The 24,025-nt window shown below is 37.5% G+C and carries 22 protein-coding genes; 21 read left to right on the plus strand and 1 reads right to left on the minus strand.

The genetic code is table 11. The annotated features are described in order from the left end of the window. The first annotated feature begins 52 nt into the window (after positions 1-52). From pfkA to ACI6MV_RS05235, 3 genes are all read left to right on the plus strand, one after another. Positions 53-1,012, plus strand: a complete 960-nt coding sequence (gene pfkA / locus ACI6MV_RS05225) for a 6-phosphofructokinase (RefSeq protein WP_407269044.1) — start codon at positions 53-55, stop codon at positions 1,010-1,012. A gap of 33 nt (positions 1,013-1,045) precedes the next feature. After that, on the plus strand, positions 1,046-2,806 hold the full coding sequence (gene pyk / locus ACI6MV_RS05230) for a pyruvate kinase (protein WP_407269046.1): 1,761 nt from the start codon (positions 1,046-1,048) through the stop codon (positions 2,804-2,806). Between the two features lie 74 nt (positions 2,807-2,880). Continuing rightward, complete coding sequence (locus tag ACI6MV_RS05235; protein WP_407269048.1) at positions 2,881-3,273, plus strand: FxsA family protein; 393 nt, start codon at positions 2,881-2,883, stop codon at positions 3,271-3,273. A gap of 117 nt (positions 3,274-3,390) precedes the next feature. Here the strand turns inward: ACI6MV_RS05235 and ytvI are convergent, their stop codons facing one another. Continuing rightward, the gene (gene ytvI, locus ACI6MV_RS05240) at positions 3,391-4,500 is read right to left on the minus strand and encodes a sporulation integral membrane protein YtvI (RefSeq protein ID WP_407269050.1); all 1,110 of its coding nucleotides are present in this window, start codon (positions 4,498-4,500) and stop codon (positions 3,391-3,393) included. Between the two features lie 116 nt (positions 4,501-4,616). Between ytvI and ACI6MV_RS05245 the strand changes: the two genes are divergently transcribed. From ACI6MV_RS05245 to ytxC, 18 genes are all read left to right on the plus strand, one after another. Continuing rightward, positions 4,617-5,081, plus strand: a complete 465-nt coding sequence (locus tag ACI6MV_RS05245; protein WP_407269052.1) for a DUF441 domain-containing protein — start codon at positions 4,617-4,619, stop codon at positions 5,079-5,081. Between the two features lie 254 nt (positions 5,082-5,335). Then, the gene (citZ, locus tag ACI6MV_RS05250) at positions 5,336-6,451 is read left to right on the plus strand and encodes a citrate synthase (RefSeq protein ID WP_407269054.1); all 1,116 of its coding nucleotides are present in this window, start codon (positions 5,336-5,338) and stop codon (positions 6,449-6,451) included. Between the two features lie 136 nt (positions 6,452-6,587). Then, the gene (gene icd / locus ACI6MV_RS05255) at positions 6,588-7,859 is read left to right on the plus strand and encodes an NADP-dependent isocitrate dehydrogenase (RefSeq protein WP_407269056.1); all 1,272 of its coding nucleotides are present in this window, start codon (positions 6,588-6,590) and stop codon (positions 7,857-7,859) included. Between the two features lie 15 nt (positions 7,860-7,874). Then, the gene (gene mdh, locus ACI6MV_RS05260; RefSeq protein ID WP_407269057.1) at positions 7,875-8,813 is read left to right on the plus strand and encodes a malate dehydrogenase; all 939 of its coding nucleotides are present in this window, start codon (positions 7,875-7,877) and stop codon (positions 8,811-8,813) included. Between the two features lie 767 nt (positions 8,814-9,580). Next, on the plus strand, positions 9,581-10,276 hold the full coding sequence (locus ACI6MV_RS05265; RefSeq protein WP_407269059.1) for a response regulator transcription factor: 696 nt from the start codon (positions 9,581-9,583) through the stop codon (positions 10,274-10,276). After that, complete coding sequence (pnpS, locus tag ACI6MV_RS05270) at positions 10,276-11,652, plus strand: two-component system histidine kinase PnpS (protein WP_407269061.1); 1,377 nt, start codon at positions 10,276-10,278, stop codon at positions 11,650-11,652. The genes ACI6MV_RS05265 and pnpS overlap by 1 nt, the downstream gene beginning before the upstream one ends. 127 nt (positions 11,653-11,779) lie before the next feature. Next, on the plus strand, positions 11,780-12,766 hold the full coding sequence (hflK, locus tag ACI6MV_RS05275) for an FtsH protease activity modulator HflK (RefSeq protein ID WP_407269063.1): 987 nt from the start codon (positions 11,780-11,782) through the stop codon (positions 12,764-12,766). Then, positions 12,759-13,688 carry a protease modulator HflC gene (gene hflC / locus ACI6MV_RS05280; protein WP_407269065.1) on the plus strand — a complete coding sequence of 310 codons (930 nt, stop codon included), beginning with the start codon at positions 12,759-12,761 and terminating at the stop codon, positions 13,686-13,688. The genes hflK and hflC overlap by 8 nt, the downstream gene beginning before the upstream one ends. A 110-nt stretch (positions 13,689-13,798) precedes the next feature. Continuing rightward, complete coding sequence (gene polA, locus ACI6MV_RS05285; protein WP_407269067.1) at positions 13,799-16,438, plus strand: DNA polymerase I; 2,640 nt, start codon at positions 13,799-13,801, stop codon at positions 16,436-16,438. A 17-nt stretch (positions 16,439-16,455) separates the two neighbouring features. Further along, positions 16,456-17,280, plus strand: a complete 825-nt coding sequence (gene mutM, locus ACI6MV_RS05290; RefSeq protein WP_407269069.1) for a DNA-formamidopyrimidine glycosylase — start codon at positions 16,456-16,458, stop codon at positions 17,278-17,280. 67 nt (positions 17,281-17,347) lie between these two features. Beyond that, a complete protein-coding gene (gene ytaF / locus ACI6MV_RS05295) occupies positions 17,348-17,983 on the plus strand; it encodes a sporulation membrane protein YtaF (RefSeq protein ID WP_407269071.1) in 636 nt (211 codons plus the stop codon). Between the two features lie 32 nt (positions 17,984-18,015). Then, positions 18,016-18,624 (plus strand): dephospho-CoA kinase, encoded by a 609-nt coding sequence (gene coaE / locus ACI6MV_RS05300; RefSeq protein WP_407269072.1) that lies wholly within the window; start codon positions 18,016-18,018, stop codon positions 18,622-18,624. 385 nt (positions 18,625-19,009) lie between these two features. Next, on the plus strand, positions 19,010-19,387 hold the full coding sequence (gene speD, locus ACI6MV_RS05305; protein WP_407269074.1) for an adenosylmethionine decarboxylase: 378 nt from the start codon (positions 19,010-19,012) through the stop codon (positions 19,385-19,387). Between the two features lie 158 nt (positions 19,388-19,545). After that, on the plus strand, positions 19,546-19,935 hold the full coding sequence (locus ACI6MV_RS05310) for a cytosolic protein (RefSeq protein ID WP_407269075.1): 390 nt from the start codon (positions 19,546-19,548) through the stop codon (positions 19,933-19,935). Positions 19,936-19,965: 30 nt separating this feature from the next. Then, complete coding sequence (gene nrdR / locus ACI6MV_RS05315) at positions 19,966-20,427, plus strand: transcriptional regulator NrdR (protein WP_407269077.1); 462 nt, start codon at positions 19,966-19,968, stop codon at positions 20,425-20,427. A gap of 55 nt (positions 20,428-20,482) precedes the next feature. Then, complete coding sequence (locus ACI6MV_RS05320; RefSeq protein WP_407269079.1) at positions 20,483-21,850, plus strand: replication initiation and membrane attachment family protein; 1,368 nt, start codon at positions 20,483-20,485, stop codon at positions 21,848-21,850. Between the two features lie 27 nt (positions 21,851-21,877). Then, complete coding sequence (dnaI, locus tag ACI6MV_RS05325; protein ID WP_407269081.1) at positions 21,878-22,810, plus strand: primosomal protein DnaI; 933 nt, start codon at positions 21,878-21,880, stop codon at positions 22,808-22,810. A 172-nt stretch (positions 22,811-22,982) separates the two neighbouring features. Beyond that, entirely contained in the window at positions 22,983-23,831 is an 849-nt protein-coding gene (gene ytxC, locus ACI6MV_RS05330; protein WP_407269083.1) for a sporulation protein YtxC, read from the plus strand. Positions 23,832-24,025: the final 194 nt, after the last annotated feature.

Below are 24,025 nucleotides of genomic sequence, written 5' to 3' on the forward strand. Positions count from 1 at the left end.
TATGGGGAAAAAATAAAGGGGAAATCTTTTATAATAAGAGGTGAAATGAACAATGAAGAAAATTGGTGTTTTAACAAGTGGTGGAGATGCTCCAGGAATGAATGCGGCTGTTCGCGCTGTTGTGAGAAAAGCAATCTACCATAATATAGAGATTTATGGTGTTTACAATGGATATCAAGGCCTGATGGAAGGTAACATTAAAAGGATGGAGCTAGGTTCTGTTGGCGATATTATTCAACGTGGAGGCACAATCCTTTATTCCGCTCGAAGTGAGGAATTTAAAACTGAAGAAGGACAGCAGAAGGCGATTGAGCAATTGAACAAGATCGGTATCGAAGGTTTAATTGTTATCGGTGGTGATGGTTCCTTTATGGGGGCAAAAAAGTTAACCGAAAAGGGTTACCCTTGTATTGGTGTGCCCGGTACAATTGATAATGATATTCCGGGAACAGATTTCACAATTGGTTTCGATACAGCGTTAAATACAATTATCGATGCAATTGACAAAATTCGTGATACAGCAACCTCTCATGAACGTACATATGTTATTGAAGTAATGGGGAGACATGCCGGGGATTTAGCACTCTGGGCAGGACTTGCCGATGGTGCAGAAAGTATTCTAATTCCGGAGAAGGCTGAGGATTTTGAACAAGTTGTTGAGAAATTAAAACGTGGTCAGGAACGAGGGAAAAAACATAGCATTATTATTTTAGCTGAAGGTGTTGGAAATGGAACAGAGGTTGGCCAGCGAATTAAGGAAGCTACGCAAATGGAAACTAGAGTTACAATCCTAGGTCACATTCAACGTGGTGGATCACCAACCGGAAGCGATCGTGTTCTTGCCAGCCGTTTAGGAGCAAAAGCTGTTGATTTGTTATTAGCAGGTAAAGCAGGCAGAATGGTAGGTATACAAAACAACAAGTTAGTTGATCACGATATTATTGAAATTTTGTCAAAGCCACATCAGATTGATATGGACATGTACAAGTTATCTAACGAATTATCTATATAAGCATCTGTTAGGAAATAAGGAGGACATTTAACAATGAGAAAAACTAAAATTGTATGTACAATAGGACCAGCATCAGAAACAGTCGATCAACTGGTTCAATTAATTGAAGCTGGAATGAACGTAGCCCGTTTGAACTTCTCTCACGGTGATTTTGAAGAACATGGTCAACGAATTATAAACATTCGCGAAGCATGTGAAATTACAGGTAAAACTGTAGCTATTTTATTAGATACTAAAGGACCGGAAATCCGTACGGGTGTTTTAATAGATGGACAAGCACAACTAAATAAAGGGCAAACACTTTATGTATCGATGAATGAGATCGAAGGAAGCGCAGAACGAATTTCTGTTACTTATCCACAGCTAATTGAAGATGTGCATGTTGGTTCAAAATTATTACTTGATGATGGCCTTATCGAACTAGAAGTAACAGATATTATTAAAGAACAAAATGAATTAAAGACTGTTGCATTAAACTCTGGACTATTAAAAAATAAAAAAGGTGTTAACGTACCAAATGTTAGTGTAAACCTTCCAGGTATTACGGAAAAGGATGCAAATGATATCAAGTTTGGTATTGAACAAGGTGTTGATTTCATTGCAGCTTCATTTGTACGTCGTGCCACAGACATCTTAGAAATACGTGAATTGTTAGAGAAAAATGGTGCGGATTATATTCAAATTATCCCTAAGATTGAAAACCAAGAAGGGGTAGATAATATTGACAGCATCCTTCAAGTAAGTGATGGGTTAATGGTTGCAAGAGGAGACCTTGGAGTTGAAATTCCTCCTGAGGATGTACCACTTGTACAAAAGGATTTAATTCGTAAGTGTAATACAGCTGGTAAACCAGTAATTACAGCAACACAAATGTTAGATTCAATGCAACGTAATCCTCGTCCAACGAGAGCGGAAGCTTCTGATGTAGCGAATGCGATTTTTGATGGAACAGATGCAATTATGCTTTCTGGTGAAACAGCTGCAGGGGATTATCCTGTTGAAGCGGTTAGAACGATGAGCAATATTGCTACTAAAGCTGAAACTGCTTTAGACCATAAAACCATCTTAGACAAGCTTTCAAAATCTAGTGAAATTACAATTACCGACGCGATTAGCCAATCGGTTAATCATTCCGCGATGAATTTGTCAGTGGATGCAATTATTACACCGACTGTTAGTGGTCATACAGCGAGAATGATTTCTAAATATCGTCCAGAGGCACCAATTGTTGCAGTAACTTTTGACGAAAAAGTTAGCAGACGATTAGCGCTTGTATGGGGTGTACAAGTAATTATAGGTGAATTAGCAACATCAACAGATGATGTGTTAGCAGTTGCTATTGAGCGCGGCTTAGCTACTGGTCACTTCAACAGAGGAGACAGAGTAATCATTACGGCAGGTGTTCCTGTTGGTGAAAGTGGTACAACGAACTTAATGAAAGTTCATATCATCGGAGACGTGCTAGCTAAAGGACAGGGAATCGGAAAAGGAAGCGCACATGGTCGCGCTGTGATCGCAAGAAATGCTGATGAAGCGATTAACAAAGTGCAAAAAGGCGATATTGTGATAACTTATGGCACAGATAAAGACATGATGCCTGCGATAGAAAAGGCATCAGGTATTATTACGGAAGAAGGCGGACTAACATCTCATGCTGCTGTTGTTGGACTTAGCCTAGGTATTCCGGTAATTGTAGGCGTTGAGCGTGCAATTGATATTATTGAAGATGGTAAAGAACTGACCATGGATGCTAGCAAAGGCGATATTTACGAAGGTCATGCAAGCGTACTTTAAGATTAGCGTGAAATAGAAGGGGGAGAAATCTCCCTTCTATTTTCTTATTTTGTGATTTATGGAGGAGGATTCACATGTTTCGTTGGATTTTTCTACTTATACTAATTGTTCCTGCATTAGAAATAGGTGTGTTCCTTTATATTGGTGGGATCATTGGACCGTGGTGGGTAGTTTTACTTATTATATTTACTGGAGTTATTGGCGCATGGCTCGCAAGACAACAAGGCATGCAGGCGCTATATAATGCGAGGCAATCAATCAATATTGGACAACGTCCACAGGATGAAATATTTAATGGTATTTGTATTCTGATAGGAGCTATCCTGCTTTTAACACCTGGTTTTATAACTGATGCAGTCGGCTTTATTTTATTAATTCCAACAACAAGACGTCTGATTATATTATGGATGCAGGATATCGTAAGAAAATGGTTGGAGAAAGGTACGATTACAATCTTCAGAAGGTAAGTGCTATCAAGTAAAAGCCTAACTCACTATGATTTAGGCTTTTGCTATTTTTCACTAATAAGAGCTACCTTGCTATCAAATATTAATTTCTCTGACAAGGTGTTCTTGTGCTTTTGTTCAGTTACCTTTGATATACAACCATAGCTGCGTAAGTATTCCTGTATGATATAACGTATTAATAATAACGAGCAAAATTGGTCCGAAAATCAGACCAGTAAATCCCCATAGTTGATACCCAGCGAATAGGGCAATAAGTGTTGCTAGAGGATTGATTCCAATGTTCGTTGACAAAATCTTTGGTTCCATGATTTGTCTTTGAATGATCACGACCATATATAAAATCGAAAGACCAATGCAAAAACTATAATCATTGGTAAAGAACATATACAAAATCCAAGGTACAAATATGAGTCCCGTACCTAAATAAGGTAATAAATCAACTACACCAATAATAATCGCAATGGTGATAGCATAATCAACGCCTAATAAGAACAGTCCGATTAACACAATAATTGCTGTAATAGAGATTAAAGTAATTTGTGCTTTAAGAAACCCGAAAAATGCTTTCTTTAAACCATAAACGACATTCTTTGTTGACTCGTTTAGCCATGAGGGTGCTAGGTTAGTGAAATATTCTTTAAGCTTGTACCAATCCTTGCTAATAAAAAAGGTACCCATGAGTGAAAAAATAAAAACGGTTATATAACTAGGTAAGTTGCCTAATAAAACTGGGATATTCTTTAAAGTGTTATGCAATACATTTGCTCCAGAAGACGCGATTATTTCACCTAGCTTTTCGATTTGATTAATGATTACCGATTGTTGGCTAGGCTCTAAAATACTTAATAGAGACAGAAGTTTTTCATATTGCGGTATAATTTGCTCCGAAACAAAGATTTCAAAAAATGCAATCAGATTTATAAAATGTCCAGGGATTCTATCGGCTAAATAGGACGTACCATTAATTAGCTCAACGATCAATATCGTAATGATTCCAAAAATAACGAGTAGCAACATTAGCAGAACGAGTACAGTTGCAACCGCCCGTGTGACGTGCCATTTTCTTTCTAACCAATTTACGATTGGATTAAATAAAAACGCAAGCATAAGCGCAATTAAAAACGGATACGTGTATTTAGTAACATAAACGAGTAATAATAAGGATAGAGACACACTACTAAGGACGACAAGTAATCGAAGCAAACGATGAACGCTCGTATAATTCAAAAGGGAACTCACATCCTTTCATTATTATTTTTGTCAGTTATTTCGTTCCTGCGGTAACGATGAATGAACAAGCATATAAATGCGTTGTAAGATGATATTCAAGGAGACCGTCATTCATGTTAAATCAATCCACAATATTTTTACTTATTTTATTTATATTAGGTTACATAGGGAAAAATCAGTCAATTATGATAGCTGTATATATTTTGTTAGGAATAAAGCTGTTCCAATTAGATGATAAAGTGTTTCCTTATTTGCAGGATAAGGGGATTAGTTTAGGTGTTACTATTATTACAATTGCTGTCCTTGTGCCGATTGCTACAGGCGAAATTGGCTTTAAAGAGCTGCTTAGCAGTGTTAAATCCTACTATGCATGGATTGCCCTTGGTGCAGGTATGTTTGTTGCAATAATCGCACGTAATGGGCTCAGTCTATTGGCCGATGATCCTCACTTAACAGCAGCTCTGGTGATGGGTACAATTTTGGCCGTGGTATTTTTTCAAGGTGTGGCGGTCGGTCCTTTAATTGGGGCTGGGATTGCATTTTTGATAATGAAAATGGTCGATGCCATCATTGGTTAGAAACAAAAAATGGGTAAAATGTAACTATTCTCTAACGTTTTTTCTTCTTTTTTAAAAAATTAATCGTTTTCATTTACAATAAAATTCTATATTGTTTATAATTGAAGATGGGGACAAATTAAAAGCATATGGAAAATTATGCAATTGATTGATGAGATGCTTCCTAACCTAATCTAATTTACTGTCATTTATGTTATATTGCAGGAGATTAGGTAGTCGAAGAAATTGATTCCAAAGAAAAGGAGAGGGATATTATGACAACCACTAAGGGACTTGAAGGGGTTATTGCTGCCGAGTCATCAATTAGTTCGATTATAGATGACCAACTTACGTATGCTGGTTACTCAATTGATGATCTTGCAGAGAATTCTAGCTTTGAGGAAGTAATTTATCTGTTATGGAACAAGCGCCTTCCAAATACTAGTGAATTATCTGAAATTAAAAGTCAGCTCGCCGATAATATGGAAATACCTAAACAGGTAATAGATCATTTCCATTCCTATGATTTATCTAAGGTCCATCCGATGGCTGCTTTGCGTACGGCTATATCTATGCTTAGCCTTGACGATTCAGAAGCGGATGTAATGGAACCTAGTGCTAATTTACGAAAGGCTATACGTATCCAAGCAAAGATTCCTACAGTAGTTACAGCATTTGCTCGTATTCGTAATGGTAAAGAGCCTGTTGCTCCGAAAAAAGAGCTTAGCTTCGCAGCTAATTTCTTGTACATGTTAAATGGGGAAGAACCTAAGGACCTTGAAATTGAAGCAATAAATAAAGCATTAGTACTTCATGCTGACCATGAATTAAATGCTTCTACTTTTACTGCTAGAGTATGTGTAGCAACTCTATCTGATGTCTATTCTGGAATAACTTCAGCAATCGGTGCGCTAAAAGGACCATTACATGGTGGAGCAAATGAGCGTGTCATGAAGATGCTTTCAGAAATTGGTGAAGTAGATAATGCAATTCCGTATATTAAAGAAAAGTTAGCGAACAAAGAAAAAATTATGGGTATGGGCCATCGTGTTTATAGAAATGGCGATCCTCGTGCGAAGCATCTGGAGAAGATGTCTAGAGAGTTAACTGAGTTAACTGGACAATCGAAATGGTATCAGATGTCTACTAAAATTGAAGAATATATCAAAACAGAAAAAGGCTTGCCAGCAAATGTAGATTTCTACTCTGCATCTGTTTACCATAGTCTTGGAATCGATCACGATTTATTTACACCTATCTTTGCGATCAGTCGTGTATCTGGTTGGTTAGCTCATATTCTAGAGCAATATGATAACAACCGTTTAATTCGTCCACGTGCAGAATATGTGGGACCAAAAGGACAGAAGTACACACCGATTGAAGAAAGATAAAGATTGGTTCTGTAGCCGGTGTTAAACCGGCTTCTTCGTGTGCAGAGATATCTGCAAAAATAATTCGTTTAACTGTATAACTGCTTACAGAATATGATACTATTTAAGCGTAATGATAAGAATGGAGGAAGTAAACATGACACAAGGTGAAAAAATCACAGTAGATAATGGGGTTGTACAAACACCAAACAATCCAATCATTCCTTTTATCGAGGGTGACGGTACAGGTCCAGATATTTGGGCTTCTGCAAAACGCGTTATTGAAGCTGCAGTAGAAAAGGCTTATAAAGGTGAAAAAGGAATTGTTTGGAAAGAGGTTTATGCTGGTCAAAAAGCTTATGATCGTACACAAGAATGGCTTCCAAATGATACATTAGATGCAATCAGAGAATATAAAATCGCAATTAAAGGACCTTTAACTACACCAATCGGTGGAGGAATTCGTTCATTAAACGTAGCATTAAGACAAGAACTTGATTTATTTACTTGCTTACGTCCAGTTCGTTACTTTGCAGGTGTTCCATCTCCTGTAAAACGTCCAGAAGATACTGATATGGTTATTTTCCGTGAAAATACAGAAGATATTTATGCAGGTATCGAATGGCAAAAAGGTTCTCCAGAAGTGAAAAAGGTAATTGAGTTTCTAGAGAAAGAAATGGGTGTACATAATATCCGCTTTCCTGAAACATCAGGTATTGGTATTAAACCAGTATCAGAAGAAGGAACGAAGCGCTTAGTCCGTTCTGCAATTGAGTATGCTATCAATGAAGGCAGAAAGAGTGTAACACTTGTCCATAAAGGTAATATCATGAAATTTACCGAAGGGGCTTTTAAAAACTGGGGCTATGAGCTGGCAGAGCAGGAATATGGAGATAAAGTATTTACTTGGGCAGAATATGACGAAATCGTTGAAAAAGAAGGTAGAGACGCAGCGGATAAAGCACAAGCTGCTGCTGAACAAGCTGGAAAAATTATCGTTAAAGATGCGATTGCTGATATCTTCCTACAACAAATTCTTACAAGGCCAAAAGAATTCGATGTTGTTGCAACAATGAATTTAAATGGTGACTATGTTTCTGATGCACTTGCTGCACAAGTTGGTGGAATCGGTATTGCTCCTGGAGCAAATATTAATTATGAAACAGGTCATGCTATCTTTGAAGCTACACATGGTACTGCACCAAAGTATGCTGGGTTGGACAAAGTGAACCCATCTTCTGTAATCTTATCTGGTGTATTAATGCTTGAACACTTAGGATGGAGAGAAGCGGCAGACTTAATTACAAAATCAATGGATAAAACAATTGGTTCAAAGGTAGTTACGTATGATTTTGCACGTATGATGGAAGGCGCAACAGAAGTAAAAACATCTGAATTCGGTGATGAGCTAATTAAAAACATGGACTAAGGAGTGCATGCAAACATGGTTTTAACAAGGAGAAAAGTGTCCGTAATCGGTGGTGGATTTACTGGAGCAACTACTGCACTTATGATTGCACAAAAAGAACTGGCCGATGTTGTGTTAGTTGATATACCTAATATGGAAGACCCTACGAAAGGGAAAACATTGGATATGCTAGAAGCAAGCCCTGTGCAAGGCTTTGATGCAAATATCATTGGTACGTCGCACTACGAAGACACAGCAGGATCTGATGTGGTGATTATTACTGCTGGAATTGCACGTAAACCTGGAATGAGTCGTGACGACCTTGTTAATACCAATGCGAAAATAATGAAAACTGTCACACAGGACATTGTCAAACATTCACCGGAAACAACGATTATTGTTTTAACTAACCCAGTGGATGCAATGACCTATACCGTGTTTAAAGAATCTGGTTTCCCGAAACATCGTGTGATTGGACAATCTGGTGTTCTGGATACAGCAAGATTCCGTACATTCGTTGCACAAGAATTGAACGTCTCGGTCAAGGATGTATCTGGATTTGTATTAGGTGGACACGGTGATGACATGGTTCCATTAATTCGTTATTCGTATGCTGGTGGAATTCCTTTGGAAAAGTTAATACCACAGGACCGCTTAGATGCGATTGTGGAACGTACACGTAAAGGTGGCGGAGAGATTGTCGGTTTACTAGGAAATGGCAGTGCATATTACGCACCTGCAGCATCCATAACAGTAATGGCTGAAGCAATCTTGAAGGATCAACGACGAATTCTTCCGGCAATTGCTTATCTTGAAGGAGAGTATGGCTACACTGACATCTATTTAGGTGTTCCTACTATTCTTGGTGCAAATGGAATTGAAGAGATCATCGAACTTGATTTAACAGAAGAGGAAATAGCTGCATTAGATCAATCAGCAGATTCTGTTAAGAAAGTTCTAGATGTATTAGAATAGCTGGATGTAAGAGGGGTTGTGTTTAGTTGGTGTGCCGACTAACACAACCCTTTCGTTTTATAGCCAGCTAGGCTCTTTTTCGTAAAGTATGTTGCTTCATAGTTGAAGTAAAATGCGTCTCAGTTTGGCGAGTGCGAGTGCTTGACCCGCTCCGGAAATGCCCTTCGCTTTCCGCGGGGGGCTAGTGAGCCTCCTCGTCGCTTCGCTCCTGCGGGGTCTCACTTAGGCCGCTAGTCCCGCAGGAGTCGAAGGGCATTTCCTCCGCTGTTAACTGGATTGCTTCTTACGTCGGGTGGTGATTGGAGCTCCAGGCAGTCGACTCCAGCAGGAATAATGGCCTAAATGAGACAGGTTACGCTTTTTCAAATCCGTTTAGTGTTCTAACACTTTTCACCGTTGCTTTATGGTGTTGTGTCTATTGAGTCCGGCATTACCTACTATTAGTAAACCTATGTCAGTGGAGGCAGAATACTTCGACTCCTGCGGGAAAAAAGAGCCGGGACGAGACTCCGAAAACATTAGTTCGAGGAGGCTCGTCGCTCCCCGCGGAAAGCGAAGTATTCTGACGGAACGGGTGATAGCACTATCCCAACCACTACGACGCATTTTAGCTATTTTCCACAATAAAAATAGCCATTTTTAAGGGAAGATGAAGCAATTGTAAATAAACTTTTACATATCTAACACAAGGTTTATACTTCGATAGTATTCACATAGTCAGTCCTACATTGTATGATGAAAATAGACTAAAAGATGAGGTGAGTACTATGAATCAGAGGGTATTGATCGTAGACGATGAAGAATCGATTGTGACACTACTAAAATACAATATAGAAAAAGCAGGCTTTCTAACGGATGTTGCTTATGATGGTTTAGAAGGATTGCGAAAAGCAACAGAGCAGACATTTGATTTAATTATCTTGGACCTAATGCTTCCAGGAATGGAAGGTACGGATGTTTGTAAACAATTAAGACAGCAACAAGTAGATACCCCAATTCTAATGTTAACGGCTAAAGATGATGAGTTTGATAAAGTGCTAGGGCTAGAATTAGGTGCTGATGACTACTTAACGAAACCATTCAGTCCTAAAGAAGTGGTGGCTCGAATAAAAGCGATCCTTCGTCGTTCTAATAAACAAGTGCCAACAAATGACAAGCCATATATTAAAGTATCAGAACTACTCATCTTTCCAGAGCAGTATGAGGCTACGATCCGAGACGAAACGTTAACCTTTACTAGAAAAGAATTTGAATTATTACTTTACCTTGCTAAGCATAAAGGAAAAGTATTATCAAGAGATCAATTGTTAAGTGCCGTTTGGAATTATGATTTTGTGGGAGATACAAGGATTGTTGATGTACATATCAGTCATCTTAGAGAAAAAATTGAACCTGATACAAAGCATCCAGTTTATATAAAAACAATTAGAGGGCTTGGTTATAAAATGGAGGAGCCATACTAATGGTCGGATCTAATTCCCGCACATTTTTAACTTATTTGATAATTACTACAGTAGTAATGGTCTGTATTGGAGTAATACTTGTTCCACTAACGGAAAACAATGAACGAATCATTGTAGTTGTAACCTTATTAGGTGGTCTTATAATTTTATATGTTTTATTATTTAATATATATGAGAAATATATTAAACCAGTAAGATCAGCTGCACAAGTAGCAAATGAACTCGTTAAGGGGAATTATAAAGCACGTACCTATGTAGCTAATTATGGCGAGGCGGGAATGTTAAGTAATTCTGTCAATGTACTTGCAAGAAGCCTACAAGAAATGACCATTCAAGAAAAAATGCAAGCTAGTCAGCTAAGAACTGTAATAGATAATATGGAAAGTGGCTTAATGTTAATTGATGAAAGAGGCTATGTTCATTTAGTAAATAGAAAGTTCCTAGCCCTATTTGGGAAGGAACCAAAATTAACGATCGGCTATCTTTATTATGATGTGATTGATCAAGTTCAAATCCACCGAGCAGTACAAGAAGCGTTTCTTTATGAAGAAAAAGTAAAAGACTCCTTTACGATATCAATGGAAATTGAACAAAAATTTATTGAAGTTGTTGGTGCTCCGATTTTTAGCGAGTTCAAGGATTTAAAGGGAGTTGTCCTGGTCTTCCATGACATTACCGAACTGAAGCGAGTAGAAGAAATGCGAAAAGATTTTGTAGCAAACGTATCGCATGAGTTAAAGACACCAATCACATCTATCCGTGGCTTTGCGGAAACATTGTTAGAGGATGAGTCCGACGATGCGGAGATCCGGGCACAATTCTTATCTATTATCTTAGAGGAAAGTAAAAGGTTGCAAGCGCTTGTCTACGATTTACTAGAGTTATCTAAATTAGAAAAAGATGAATTACGACTGCGATATCAGAAATTAAGTATTGATACTTTATTAGATAGTATTCTTCCAATTATGGAGCAGCAAGCGGCAATGAAATCAATTATTTTTAAGACAGAGATCAATCACCAAATTATCTTTGAGTGTGATCCGGAGCGTCTAAAGCAGGTGTTTGTTAATTTATTAAATAATGCAATCAATTATACGCCTGCTAATGGTGAGGTTAGTTTAACGGTTCAAGAACTTCCAGAAAACAAAATCGGAATTACTGTAAGAGATACTGGGATTGGTATTCCTGAAGTTTCTATCGCAAGAATTTTTGAACGCTTTTACCGTGTAGATAAAGCTCGCAGCAGAAATACTGGTGGTACAGGGCTTGGGTTGGCGATTGTGAAGCATATTGTCGAAGCACATAAAGGTACGATAACAGTTGAAAGTAAGGTTGATCAAGGCTCTACATTCCGCATTGTACTACCAAAGCAATAATGATTTGATTGCAATTCCTACAACACATCTGTGTTATGGGAATTTTTTCTTGTGATTTTATTTAAAGTTTTTGAAACGTTACAGCCTTGTAATACGTATGTAAAAAGAGTGAAAAGGGGGAAAAGAGATGACACTAAAACAAATTTATAGCTGGATAGCTATTGTGTTACTTGTTGCACTATTAGGCCTCGTAGGATTTACTAGCTGGTATACAGTAGATGAATCTGAACAGGCAGTTATTTTAACTTTTGGGGAGGCTAAACCAGGAATTACGGAACCGGGGCTTCACTTTAAGATGCCTTGGCCGATTCAAGAGGTTGAAACACTTTCTAAAGAAACTTTTAGCCTTGATTTTGGTTATAGCCAAGAAAGTGGAAAAGAAGCGGAAACGGCACGAATTATTACAGGTGACGAGTATATTGTTCAAGCAGATTTAGTTGTGCAGTGGAAAATTGCCGAACCTGATAAGTACTTATACAATTCTACTGATCCACAGGAAATATTAAATAATGCGACTTCAGCTGCATTAAGAAGTGTGATCGGTTCTTCAGAAATCGATCAGGTATTGACTGACGGAAAAGCAGAAATTGAAAACGATGTACGTGAACTTTTAACAACCTTAGTAGATGATTATGATATTGGGATATCTATTTCTGATGTGAAGCTTCAGGAGGTTGATTTACCAAATGAAGAAGTAAGGCAAGCGTTTATGAAAGTAACGGACGCTAGAGAGACGATGCGTACAAAGCAAAATGAAGCAGAAAAATATCAAAATCAACAAGTTGAAGAAGCGTTAGGGGAAAAAGATGCGATTATCACTCGTGCAGAAGGGGATAAAATTGCCAGGATCGAACAGGCTCGAGGCGATATCGCTCAGTTTAATGCACTATATGAAGCCTATGCGAACAACCCTGTCATTACGAAACAGCGTTTAGTGATGGAAACGTTAGAACAAGTTCTGCCTAATGCAAATATATACATTATGAATGATGATGGTAACACTTTAAAATACCTACCTTTGAATCAAAACGGTAGCCAATCCAATACGAAACCGGTAGTACCGACCGAAGAGAATGCAGCAAGCTCAGAAACGGAGGCGAAGACAAATGAGTGATGAAAATGTCTATGAAATGAATCAAAAATCATCAAATGATATAAGGAAATACATTAAGATAGGTATCTCTATCCTTATATTAATTGTCGTTATTGCCTTTGGAATTAATAGTATGTATATCGTAAAAGAAGGAGAATACAAGGTTGTTCGCCAGTTTGGTGAAGTGATCGATTATCAATCTGAACCTGGACTGAAGTTTAAAGTTCCTCTTTTGCATTCGGTAACAACTCTTCCAAATAAAAAAATGGTTTATGATATAACGGAACGAGAAATTAACACGTTAGATAAAAAGAGACTTGTTATTGATAATTATGCTATTTGGGAAATTACGAACCCACAAGACATGATTTCAACAGCCAGAACAGAAGTCGGGGCCGAATCACGCATGGGAGAGTTTATCTTCTCGGTAGTGCGTAGTGAACTAGGTTCTATGAACTATGATGAAATTATTAATGAAGAAGGAAGTACGCGTGGAAATCTAAATAAAAGAGTTACCGACCGTGTGAATGAATTATTAACGAGAGATAACTACGGTGTTCAGGTTGATGACGTTCGTATTAAAAGAACAGATTTACCTGATGAAAATGAACAAACCGTCTATAACCGTATGATATCGGAGCGAGAATCAACTGCGCAAGAATATTTATCACGAGGGGAAGCGGAGAAAAAGCGTATTATTGCAACCACTGACCGTGATGTACAAGAGATGTTGTCAAAAGCGGATGCACAGGCAGCACAAATCAGAGCAGAAGGTGAAACAGAAGCAGCTGAAATGTATAGTCAAGCATTCCAAAGAGATACGGAATTCTATCAGCTTTATCGTACATTAGAATCATATAAGACAACGATTGACGGTGAAACAACGATTATCTTGCCTCAAGACTCTGATTATACTCGATTATTATTGGGGTATCTTGAATAATAAATGTAGGTTAAAGACTTCCTTTCTTTATAAAAGAAAGTGAAGTCTTTTTTCTATCGGGAAGAATCATGGTAAAATGGATTATAATATAACTAGACAGGAGTGTCATTATGACAAATAAACTCGTTTTAATAGATGGCAATAGTATTGCTTATCGAGCATTTTTCGCTTTGCCCTTGTTAAACAATGATAAAGGCGTATATACAAATGCAATTTATGGATTTACTACGATGTTGCTTCGAATTTTAGAGGATGAGAAGCCAACCCATTTGCTCGTCGCATTTGACGCAGGAAAGACTACATTCCGCCATAGTACATATAAAGAATACAAAGGTGGCAGACAAAAGACACCATCAGAGTTATCTGAACAATTTCCACTTTTAAAAGAATTGCTCGATGCATTTCACATTAAGCACTATCAACTACCTCAATATGAAGCAGATGATATTATCGGTACACTTTCAAAAGTTGGTGAACAGCAAAATTATGATGTTCAGATCATTTCGGGTGATAAAGACTTATTACAATTGGTATCTGACAACTCGGTTGTAAATATAACGAAAAAAGGGTTGAGTGAAGTAGACAAATACACCCCAACCTTTTTGCATGAGAAGTTAGAAATAACGCCTGAACAAGTCATTGATATGAAAGGACTTATGGGTGACAGTTCAGATAACATTCCAGGGGTTCCGGGAGTTGGGGAGAAGACGGCGATTAAATTGCTAAAACAGTTTGATACGCTTGAGAATTTGTATGAGCATTTAGACGAGGTTAGTGGCAAAAAACTAAAGGAAAAACTAGAAAATCATCAAGAAGATGCATTTATGAGTAAACAGTTAGTTACCATTGATCGTCAATCACCAATTGAAATCGGCTTAGACGATGTCCAATATAATGGCTTTGACCAACAGAAAGTACGTGCAATCTTTAAGGATCTTGGTTTTCAATCCTTGCTTACTAGAGTTACAGGTGGAGAAAGCGAAGAAGAAGTAGAACTACAAGAACTTCCTGACATAGAGGTTACAATAGTTGAAGAAGTTACAAAGGATTTGTTCGCAGAAGTTCAAGCCTTAGAAATAGAAATGCTAGAAGAAAATTACCATACGGGTCAAATTCAAGGGTTTGGACTAGTGAATCAACACGGTAAATATTTTATCTCTACAGATCTAGCTGTTAAATCGGATACTTTTAAGCAATGGGCAGAAGATAAAAATAGTGAAAAATGGGTATTTGATGCTAAAAAAGCATTAGTATCATTACTAAGATATGGTATTAAGTTACGAGGCATAACATTCGATTTATTGCTTTCCTCGTACATCATTGACCCATCGGAGAACCATCATGACATTCCGGCTATTAGTCATCGTATGGGAGAACAGGGTGTATCATTTGATGAAGAGGTATACGGAAAAGGCGCAAAAATGAAAGTGCCAGAACAAGAAGCTTTGGCAGAGCATATTGTCAGAAAAGCGAATATGATCTATATACTAAAGGAAAAAGCAGAAAAAGAATTAGAAGATAATCAACAATTAGAGCTTATAAATGAACTAGAGATGCCACTTGCACTTATTTTGGGTGAGATGGAGCATACAGGGATTGCTATAGATACGGAACAAATACAAAGGATGGGCGATGAACTACAATCACGCTTAAAAGGCCTTGAGTCAGAAATCTACGAATTAGCTGGGGAGACGTTTAATGTAAATTCTCCTAAACAACTTGGCCCGATTCTGTTTAAAAAATTAGGATTACCCGTCTTAAAGAAAACAAAAACGGGTTATTCTACATCGGCGGATATTTTGGAACAGTTGCAGGATCAACATGAAATCATTCCAAAGTTGTTATTGTATCGCCAGTTAGGGAAATTGCAGTCCACTTATATTGAAGGTTTGCTAAAGGTCGTTAATAAAGACACGCACAAAATTCATACACGATTTAATCAGGCACTAACGCAAACCGGTAGACTGAGCTCAACAGAGCCGAACCTACAAAACATCCCGATTCGCTTAGAAGAAGGTAAAAAAATTAGACAAGCATTCATACCATCGACAGAGGGTTGGTATATTTTCGCTGCCGATTATTCACAAATAGAGCTTCGAGTGCTCGCACATATCGCCCAGGATGAAAAGCTAATAGAAGCTTTTAATCAAGACATGGACATCCACACAAGGACTGCGATGGAAGTTTTTCATGTAGATAAGGAAGAAGTAACAGCGAACATGAGAAGGCATGCTAAAGCAGTTAACTTTGGAATTGTGTACGGAATTAGTGATTATGGCTTGTCTCAGAGCCTAAATATTACTAGAAAAGAAGCACAAAAGTTTATTGATCGATATTTAGACAGTTATCCTGGTGTACGTGAATACATGGACGAGATTGTCCAACAGGCCAAACAAGTAGGTTATGTAACGACGATTATGAATAGGAGAAGATACTTACCTGAGATTACAAGTAGGAACTTTAACCGTCGTAGCTTTGCTGAAAGAACGGCAATGAATACACCAATCCAAGGAAGCGCCGCAGATATTATTAAAAAAGCGATGATTGATCTCCGTTACAGATTGGCGGATGAGAACTTGGAAGCACAAATAATTTTACAAGTACACGATGAATTGATAATCGAAGCACCGGAGAAAGAAATTGAAATATTAGCTAAGCTGGTACCCGAGGTGATGGAATCGGCTGTTCAATTAGATGTACCAATTAAAGTGGATTATGCCTATGGAAAGACTTGGTATGATGCAAAATAGATAGGGAGACATACGTTATGCCAGAATTACCTGAAGTAGAAACGATCCGAAACACGCTAAAGCAATTAGTAATAGATAAAACAATAAAAAACATATCTGTGTTCTGGCCAAAAATGATCAAGCAACCAGATGATATTCAGCAATTTAAGCAGTTATTAATCGGACAAACCATACATGATGTGAAGCGAAAGGGTAAGTTTTTGCTGTTTGAACTGGATGACCATGTGCTTGTTTCGCATCTGCGAATGGAAGGGAAATATGGGGTTTTCAAACAAATTGATCCTTTAATCAAGCATACACATGTGATTTTTCATTTCACAGATGGTGAAGAGCTTCGCTATAATGATGTCCGCAAATTTGGTACGATGCACCTGTTTGAAAAAGGAACAGAATTATCGGATAAGCCACTAAATCAACTTGGACCAGACCCGCTTGAAGATACGTTTTCTTTTGATGTGTTTTATCAAAAGGTGCGGAAAAGTGACCGGTCGATTAAAAGTATTTTGTTGGACCAGTCTGTCATTGCGGGGCTTGGGAACATTTATGTGGATGAAACGTTGTTTAGAGCAAGTGTACATCCATTGCGTAAAGGAAGTAAGCTACTTAAGCGTGAAGTAATAGCGATTCATAAGGCAGCAGTTGCGACATTAAAACAAGCCGTTGCTGAAGGTGGTACGACAATTCGTTCGTACGTGAATAGTCAAGGTCAAATCGGTATGTTTCAGCAGCAGCTCAACGTTTACGGTCAACAAAATAAAAACTGTAAAAATTGTGGAAAACCAATCGTAAAGATGAAGGTCAGTGGCAGAGGCACGCATGTCTGTGTCGAATGCCAAAAGTAGGCACAGACAATTCGCTCCCTCCATATACTAATACGTAAAAATATAGTATAGATAAAGGAGCGCTACTATGGCTGATCTCACCACATTTATACTGCTTGCATTTGCTGTCAGCTTAGACAGTTTTATGGTTGCATTTACCTATGGTTTACGCAAATTAATCTTACCTATTCGTTCCATCATCGTTATTGCGCTTATTACCGGAACAACTTTTTTCCTAGCAATGTTGATTGGCGAAATAATTGCATCATTCTTATCGGTGAGAGTTGCCGAATCATTAGGTGGATGGATTCTCATATTTATAGGTTTATGGGTGATTTACCAATTTTTAAGAACAGACAATTCATCACATCATGATAAAGAGCCAACGATTCTTAAATTTGAGATAAAAGCACTAGGAATTGTGATCCAAATTTTACGGAAACCAATGACTGCCGATATGGATAAGTCCGGTAAAATTACAGGTATTGAAGCATTGATACTAGGATTAGCATTATCGCTTGACTCTTTTGGTGCGGGAATTGGTGCAGCGATGCTTGGATTTACTCCAGCTTTTGCAGCCCTCGGTATAGCAGCAACGACTGGATTATTTCTTGCCGCCGGTTTAAAAAGTGGTTATTTATTTTCCTATTGGCAATGGCTACAACGATTGACTTTCGTACCTGGCATTATCTTAATAATAATTGGAATTGCAAAAATGACATAACGACAAAATTCTTAGCAAGGGTGCTGTAACAGATGACAATAGTGATCGGACTAACGGGAAGTATTGCAACTGGCAAAACAACGGTTGCTAACATGTTTGAAAAATGGGATATACCAGTTATCGATGCTGATAAAATTGCCAGACAAGTGGTTGAGCCAGGGATGCCAGCATATCAACAAATTATAGATTACTTTGGTGACGTAATTCTGCTTGAAAGTAAGCAAATAGATCGCAAAAAGCTTGGTCAAATTGTATTTTCTGATGAATCCATGCGTCAACAGTTAAATCAAATTGTTCACCCTGCTGTTAGAGAACAAATGCTAAAACAAAGAGATATGCTAGTTGATGAGGGAAAAAAAGCTGTCGTTATGGATATTCCATTATTGTTTGAAAGTAAGCTCACGAAGCTTGTTGACAAAATTCTTGTTGTATTTGTAGAGGTAGATATACAACTGAAGCGTCTCGTTGAGCGCGATCATCTAACCAAAGAGGACGCGTTAAACCGCGTTCGTGCACAAATTCCTGGTCGAGAAAAGGCGGAAATGGCCGATGCTATCATTTATAATGACAGGACGTTAGCAGAATCTGAACAACAGTTGATCACTATTTTAAGCAAATGGGAAGTAGCTACTTTTTCTTAAATGATGAACATTTCAAGATACTCCTACACTTTACTGTACAGGAGTATCTTTTTCATGTATAGTAGCGTTTAGGATTAAGCTAAGCGGGTTGACACTATTGTGTGATCACAAAGTAGTTTATGAGAAGGTCTTAAAAAAGCGAAAAAATGTCGGTTCTGTATTGCCAAATGAGCGTTTAACGTATATACTTTTCCTGCATGTAAAAAGATTGCTTATATAAAAAAGGCCTACTCAGAAGGGCCTGAGTTGCTTGTGTTTTTACCTTCTGATATGTGCTCATAGTAACTACTTAAAGGGTTAGGACCTCTCAGGACTAACTTTCCCCCGTGGTAGTATATTGCATGAGGATTTGGAAGAATATTCTTATTAAGGGGGAGTTTTACCAATGGATACAATGGGAAGACATGTTATTGCAGAAATGTGGGATTGCAACATTGAAAAACTAAACGATATGCCGCTTATCGAACAAATTTTTGTTAATGCTGCACTTAAAGCAGGAGCAGAAATAAGAGAAGTTGCCTTTCATAAATTCGCACCACACGGTGTAAGTGGTGTTGTTATTATATCAGAGTCTCATTTAACGATTCATAGTTTTCCAGAGCATGGTTATGCGAGTATAGATGTGTACACATGTGGTGATATAATTGATCCAAATGTAGCGGCTAATTACATTGCTGAAGAATTAGAGTCAAAAACATGTGAAGCGGTTGAAGTTCCACGCGGAATGGGTCCGATTCAAGTGAAAAAGTTTAAGGCTCTTTAAGTTAGTGTTTGAACAACCTCTATAATTTAAAATGAACACGAATAGAAAACCCTTGCTTAAGCAAGGGTTTTTCGTATTTTTACCCTTGTCCATCGTTTTATTGTGAAAAACATGTTAAAATAGTAGTATGATTTTATTAAAGTGACGAGGTGCAATAGATGACATTGAAGCAAACATTTAATAAGTATTTTAATAGTCATTCTGAAACAAGTGATAATCATTGGGATCCAAATTTAAAAACCCATTACTTCAAGACAACGCAGGAGAAAGGGATGCAAGCGGTTGAAGCGTTATTTACAAATGCAAAAGAATTTGAAATCGTAGCTTCTTCAAAGGACCACGGAGAAATCAGTGTTATTTATAAAGGAGGCCGTAAAGCATTTGTGACGGCTACGATTATTATGGTAAGACCATACCGAACCGCAATTGATTTATCGGTAACATTAGAGTCTGCTTTTCCACCCGATTTTGGATATAGCCATAAGTTAATTCCGAAGTTGTATAAAATATTGCAAAAGGAACTTACTTTGTTAGATCGTACTAGTTGAGGAATTAAGGATGTTTGGGGTTGATGAAAGATGAGATGTCCAAATTGTGAATATAAAAATACAAAGGTATTAGATTCAAGGCCGATTGAAGAGGGTAAAGCGATTCGCAGACGACGTGAATGTGAAGAATGTACTTATCGATTCACGACCTTTGAACGATTAGAAGAGATTCCTTTAATTGTCGTCAAGAAGGAAGGTACGAGGGAAGAGTTTAGCCGCGAGAAGTTAATTCGAGGGCTTATTAAGTCATGCGAAAAACGTCCAGTCGCATTAGAACAAATCGAAACGATTGCACTTGAAGTGGAAAGAGAGTTACGAAATAGTGGCTATTCCGAAGTGCAGAGTGGAATTATTGGTGAGCTTGTTATGAATCACCTTTCCCAGGTTGATGAAGTGGCATATGTACGTTTTGCTTCTGTCTATCGACAATTTAAAGACATCAACGTTTTCTTGGACGAACTGAAAGACTTGATGCGTTCAGAAAAAAAATAAAATGGTAAGTGTAGCATGGAAATTGATTAATAAAAAGGAAAGGGTTATCTGTCCTATGAATCAACCGCACATCGGAAAAATACTCCCTGCTGAAAGATACATCATCGTTGTTTCTTGGGATATAACTACTTCATTTTTTCAGTCTTTAACCCATCTATATCAACCGCTTATCGGGATTCAAGCAATTGCTCTGTATCAGACACTTTTAAGCGAGTTCCAAATTAGAAAAAATTCAGTAGAACAATCGCATCATACGTTGATGAATTTCTTATCGATGCCATTGGATGAAATTTATAAAGCGCGTTTAAAACTTGAAGCGATTGGTCTGCTTCGTACGTACAAAAAAGAATCGGACGAGCTTACATCTTATACTTATCAATTGCAGCAACCGTTTCCGGTTCAACATTTTTTGGCCGATGACATGTTATCACAGCTGCTTTATCATCAGTTAGGTGAGCATAAATATAAAGAGCTCGTAGAAGCATTTTTGCAAGAAAAACCGAACGTGGAGATCAATGGAGAAAATGTGACAGCGAACTTTGGTGAGGTTTTTGATACTCATGCTGGTTTTACGAACACTTCAAACCAAGTGAAACCATCGATGAATGTAGAACAAAAACAATCTGGACCCCCACTGAACAATGCCGTCATTGATTTTAAATGGTTAGAGCAAATGTTGACGGAAAGAATGATCCCTGCAGCGCGTGTGTTAACGACAACTTCTAAAAAGCTAATTGTTCAAATGGTTGTCTTGTACGACCTTACAGAACAAGAATTGGAAAGTGCTGTTGTTTGGGCTGTTAATGAAGATCATCAGCTCGATACGAAGGAATTTAAAGCAGCTTGCTTGGATTTATTCCAATTAAAGCAAAACAACACAGATATTAAATTAGTAACCAAAAAACAAGGGATTCCATCAAAGCCAAATAAAGACTCCCAGAGTAAAGAAGATCAGTTTATTCAAATGCTAGAGCAAATTTCTCCTAAGCAGCTTCTTGAGGATTTGTCAGGTGGAAATGAAGCGTCGGCACAGGATTTGAAATTGATTGGTGAAATTATGTCTCAACAAGGATTAACACCTGGAGTCATTAATGTGTTAGTCCATTATGTGCTTTTAAAAACAGATATGAAGCTAACTAAATCTTACCTAGAAAAGATTTCCAGTCACTGGGCACGAAAAAACGTCAAGACAGTAAGACAAGCAATGGCTTTGGCAAAGGCTGAAAATACTAAGTATCAACAATGGGGAACGAAAAAACCATACTATAAGAAAACGAATCGTAAAGAGGTTGTTCCAGATTGGTTTGAAGAACAGAAAAAACGAGAAGTAACTAACAAAAGTGGTGTTAATGTGTCACCGACTGTTTCGAAGCAAACGGATGATATTAGTGATATTGCGAAGAAATATGCTAAAAAAAATTAATTAAATCAGTTATAAGGATGAATGGGAATGGAACCAATTCAAGCTTCTCTAAAAAAATGGATGCGCAATAATAAGAGTTTTCAAGATAACTTTCTTCAGATGAAGCAAGCCGTATTAAATGACCCAGAAATAGCATCCATCATACGCAAGCATCCTGAAATGACTGAAGAAGATATCGATAAAAATTTAATTAAATTATATGAATATCAGTCACAATCTAAGCAATGTTCAAATTGTGCCTCATTAGCGCAATGTAAAAATATATTACAAGGATATAGTCCATATATTCATATCGAGGGTAACAAGGTCCAAGTTGCTTATGAACAGTGTCATCAGAAATTGCAGTATGATGAGCAAAGAAAAAAACATGATCTAATTCAGAGCTTGCATATGCCAAAGGACATCTTAGAGGCATCGATGACTCAATTAGATTTTCAAGATCCAGAACGGCACCAAGCAATTCGTGAAATAGATCGCTATATTCAATCTATTGATACTGCTGAGGCAGCGAAAGGGATCTATTTCCATGGTCCATTTGGTGTAGGAAAAACGTATTTCTTAGGCGCGATCGCGAAAGAACTAGCAGACAAACATATTTCTTCCATGATGATTTATATGCCGGAGTTTGTTAGAGAGATTAAAGCATCATTTAAGGATGACTCTGTGAACCAAAAGATAGAGTTGTTTAAAAAAGTTGATGTTTTGATGCTAGATGATATTGGTGCGGAGTCGCTTTCTGCTTGGTTTCGAGATGAGGTTCTCGGCTCCATTTTACAATATCGGATGATGCAGCATTTGCCTGTTTTTTTTACTTCGAATTTCAATTTAAAGCAATTAGAGCAGCATCTAGCTACAACAACAAATGGTGATACTGAAAAGGTTAAGGCTGGTCGAATTATTGAACGGATCCAACAAGTAAGTAAAGAAGTTCCCTTGTTTGGAGCAAACCGGCGGTCATAGAACTGTTTATACTCTTATATAAGAATTAAGAGGCGTTTAATAGGTTTACACTATTAAATAGCCTCTTTTTTGTATGCGGAAAGACTACTATGCACGAATTTAAATAGATAATTCATTTTTTGAATTGATTACCCATATAATGTAACAGTTTGATCGGTGAGGGTGATATGTATTGCTTGAAGTTAATTTTCAATTGAATAAAGAGGCGATTACTTTTTGTGAACAGTTATTTGTATATGACAGAGAAATGGAGTTTCATTGGAAGACAAATGAAGATTGGGGGAATCAAATCAGAATTGAGGAAAAGCAGCAATTGCAAGACCAACATGAGGCGATTGTAAAAGCATTAATAGATGTATATGTATCCCATAGAGAAATTCCGGCTATTCTTTACACGATTAAGCATCATTATTATTTTAATGATAAGGATGAAATTGACCGAATCTTAGAATTAACGGAAAGCATTATTGCTGGTGATGATCCTGATTTGGGTCAAATTATTAAAAATAATCGTCCACGAGATACATTAACTACGTTGTTTGAAGATAATATGACAGGAAATAGTATTCATTTTGATTCGATTGTTAATTTCAGATTACAATCGTACCGAAACCAGTTGATCGAAGTGGTCGGTTTTGCTATTGATGAGTTTAAACGAGAAGAGGATTATCAAAGTTTTGTTGAATCACTCCGAGAATACGTTTCTAAAAAAGAATCTAAGTTTCCAATTGTACATGTTGTTCAAGGTGATGATTTTTCGTTTTACAATTCAGCAGGTAAACCGTTTTCTAAAATGGAAATTAAAATGCTGATGCAACGCGAACCGTTGTACATTATGGGCCTTGATGATAGGGAAATGAACATTACACCGTTGATTGCAATGATTCCGGGGCGGATTTGTATATACGGTGATCAAGCGGATGAGGCAAAAACGTTAACGGTCATTAATGTTTTTCAAGAAAAAGTTATATTTAAGCCTATGAAGGAATTCCCATTCCCAAATTATTTAAAAAGCTGGTAGCGTGGTCTTGATTTTTATGTCATCTATCGCTATAATACGTTCATACATTCATTTACATTTTATCGGTATTGATGAGGACACGATTGCATGAATGGGATACATAAAGAGAGGGAAGTCTTTTGGCTGTGAGCTTCCTTGTATATCCGCATACAATTACCACCTCTGAACCCTGCTTTTGAATTTGAAGTAGATTG

Origin of the sequence: Radiobacillus sp. PE A8.2 (genome assembly GCF_045635475.1) — a bacterium.
Lineage (GTDB): Bacteria > Bacillota > Bacilli > Bacillales > Amphibacillaceae > JBJGXI01.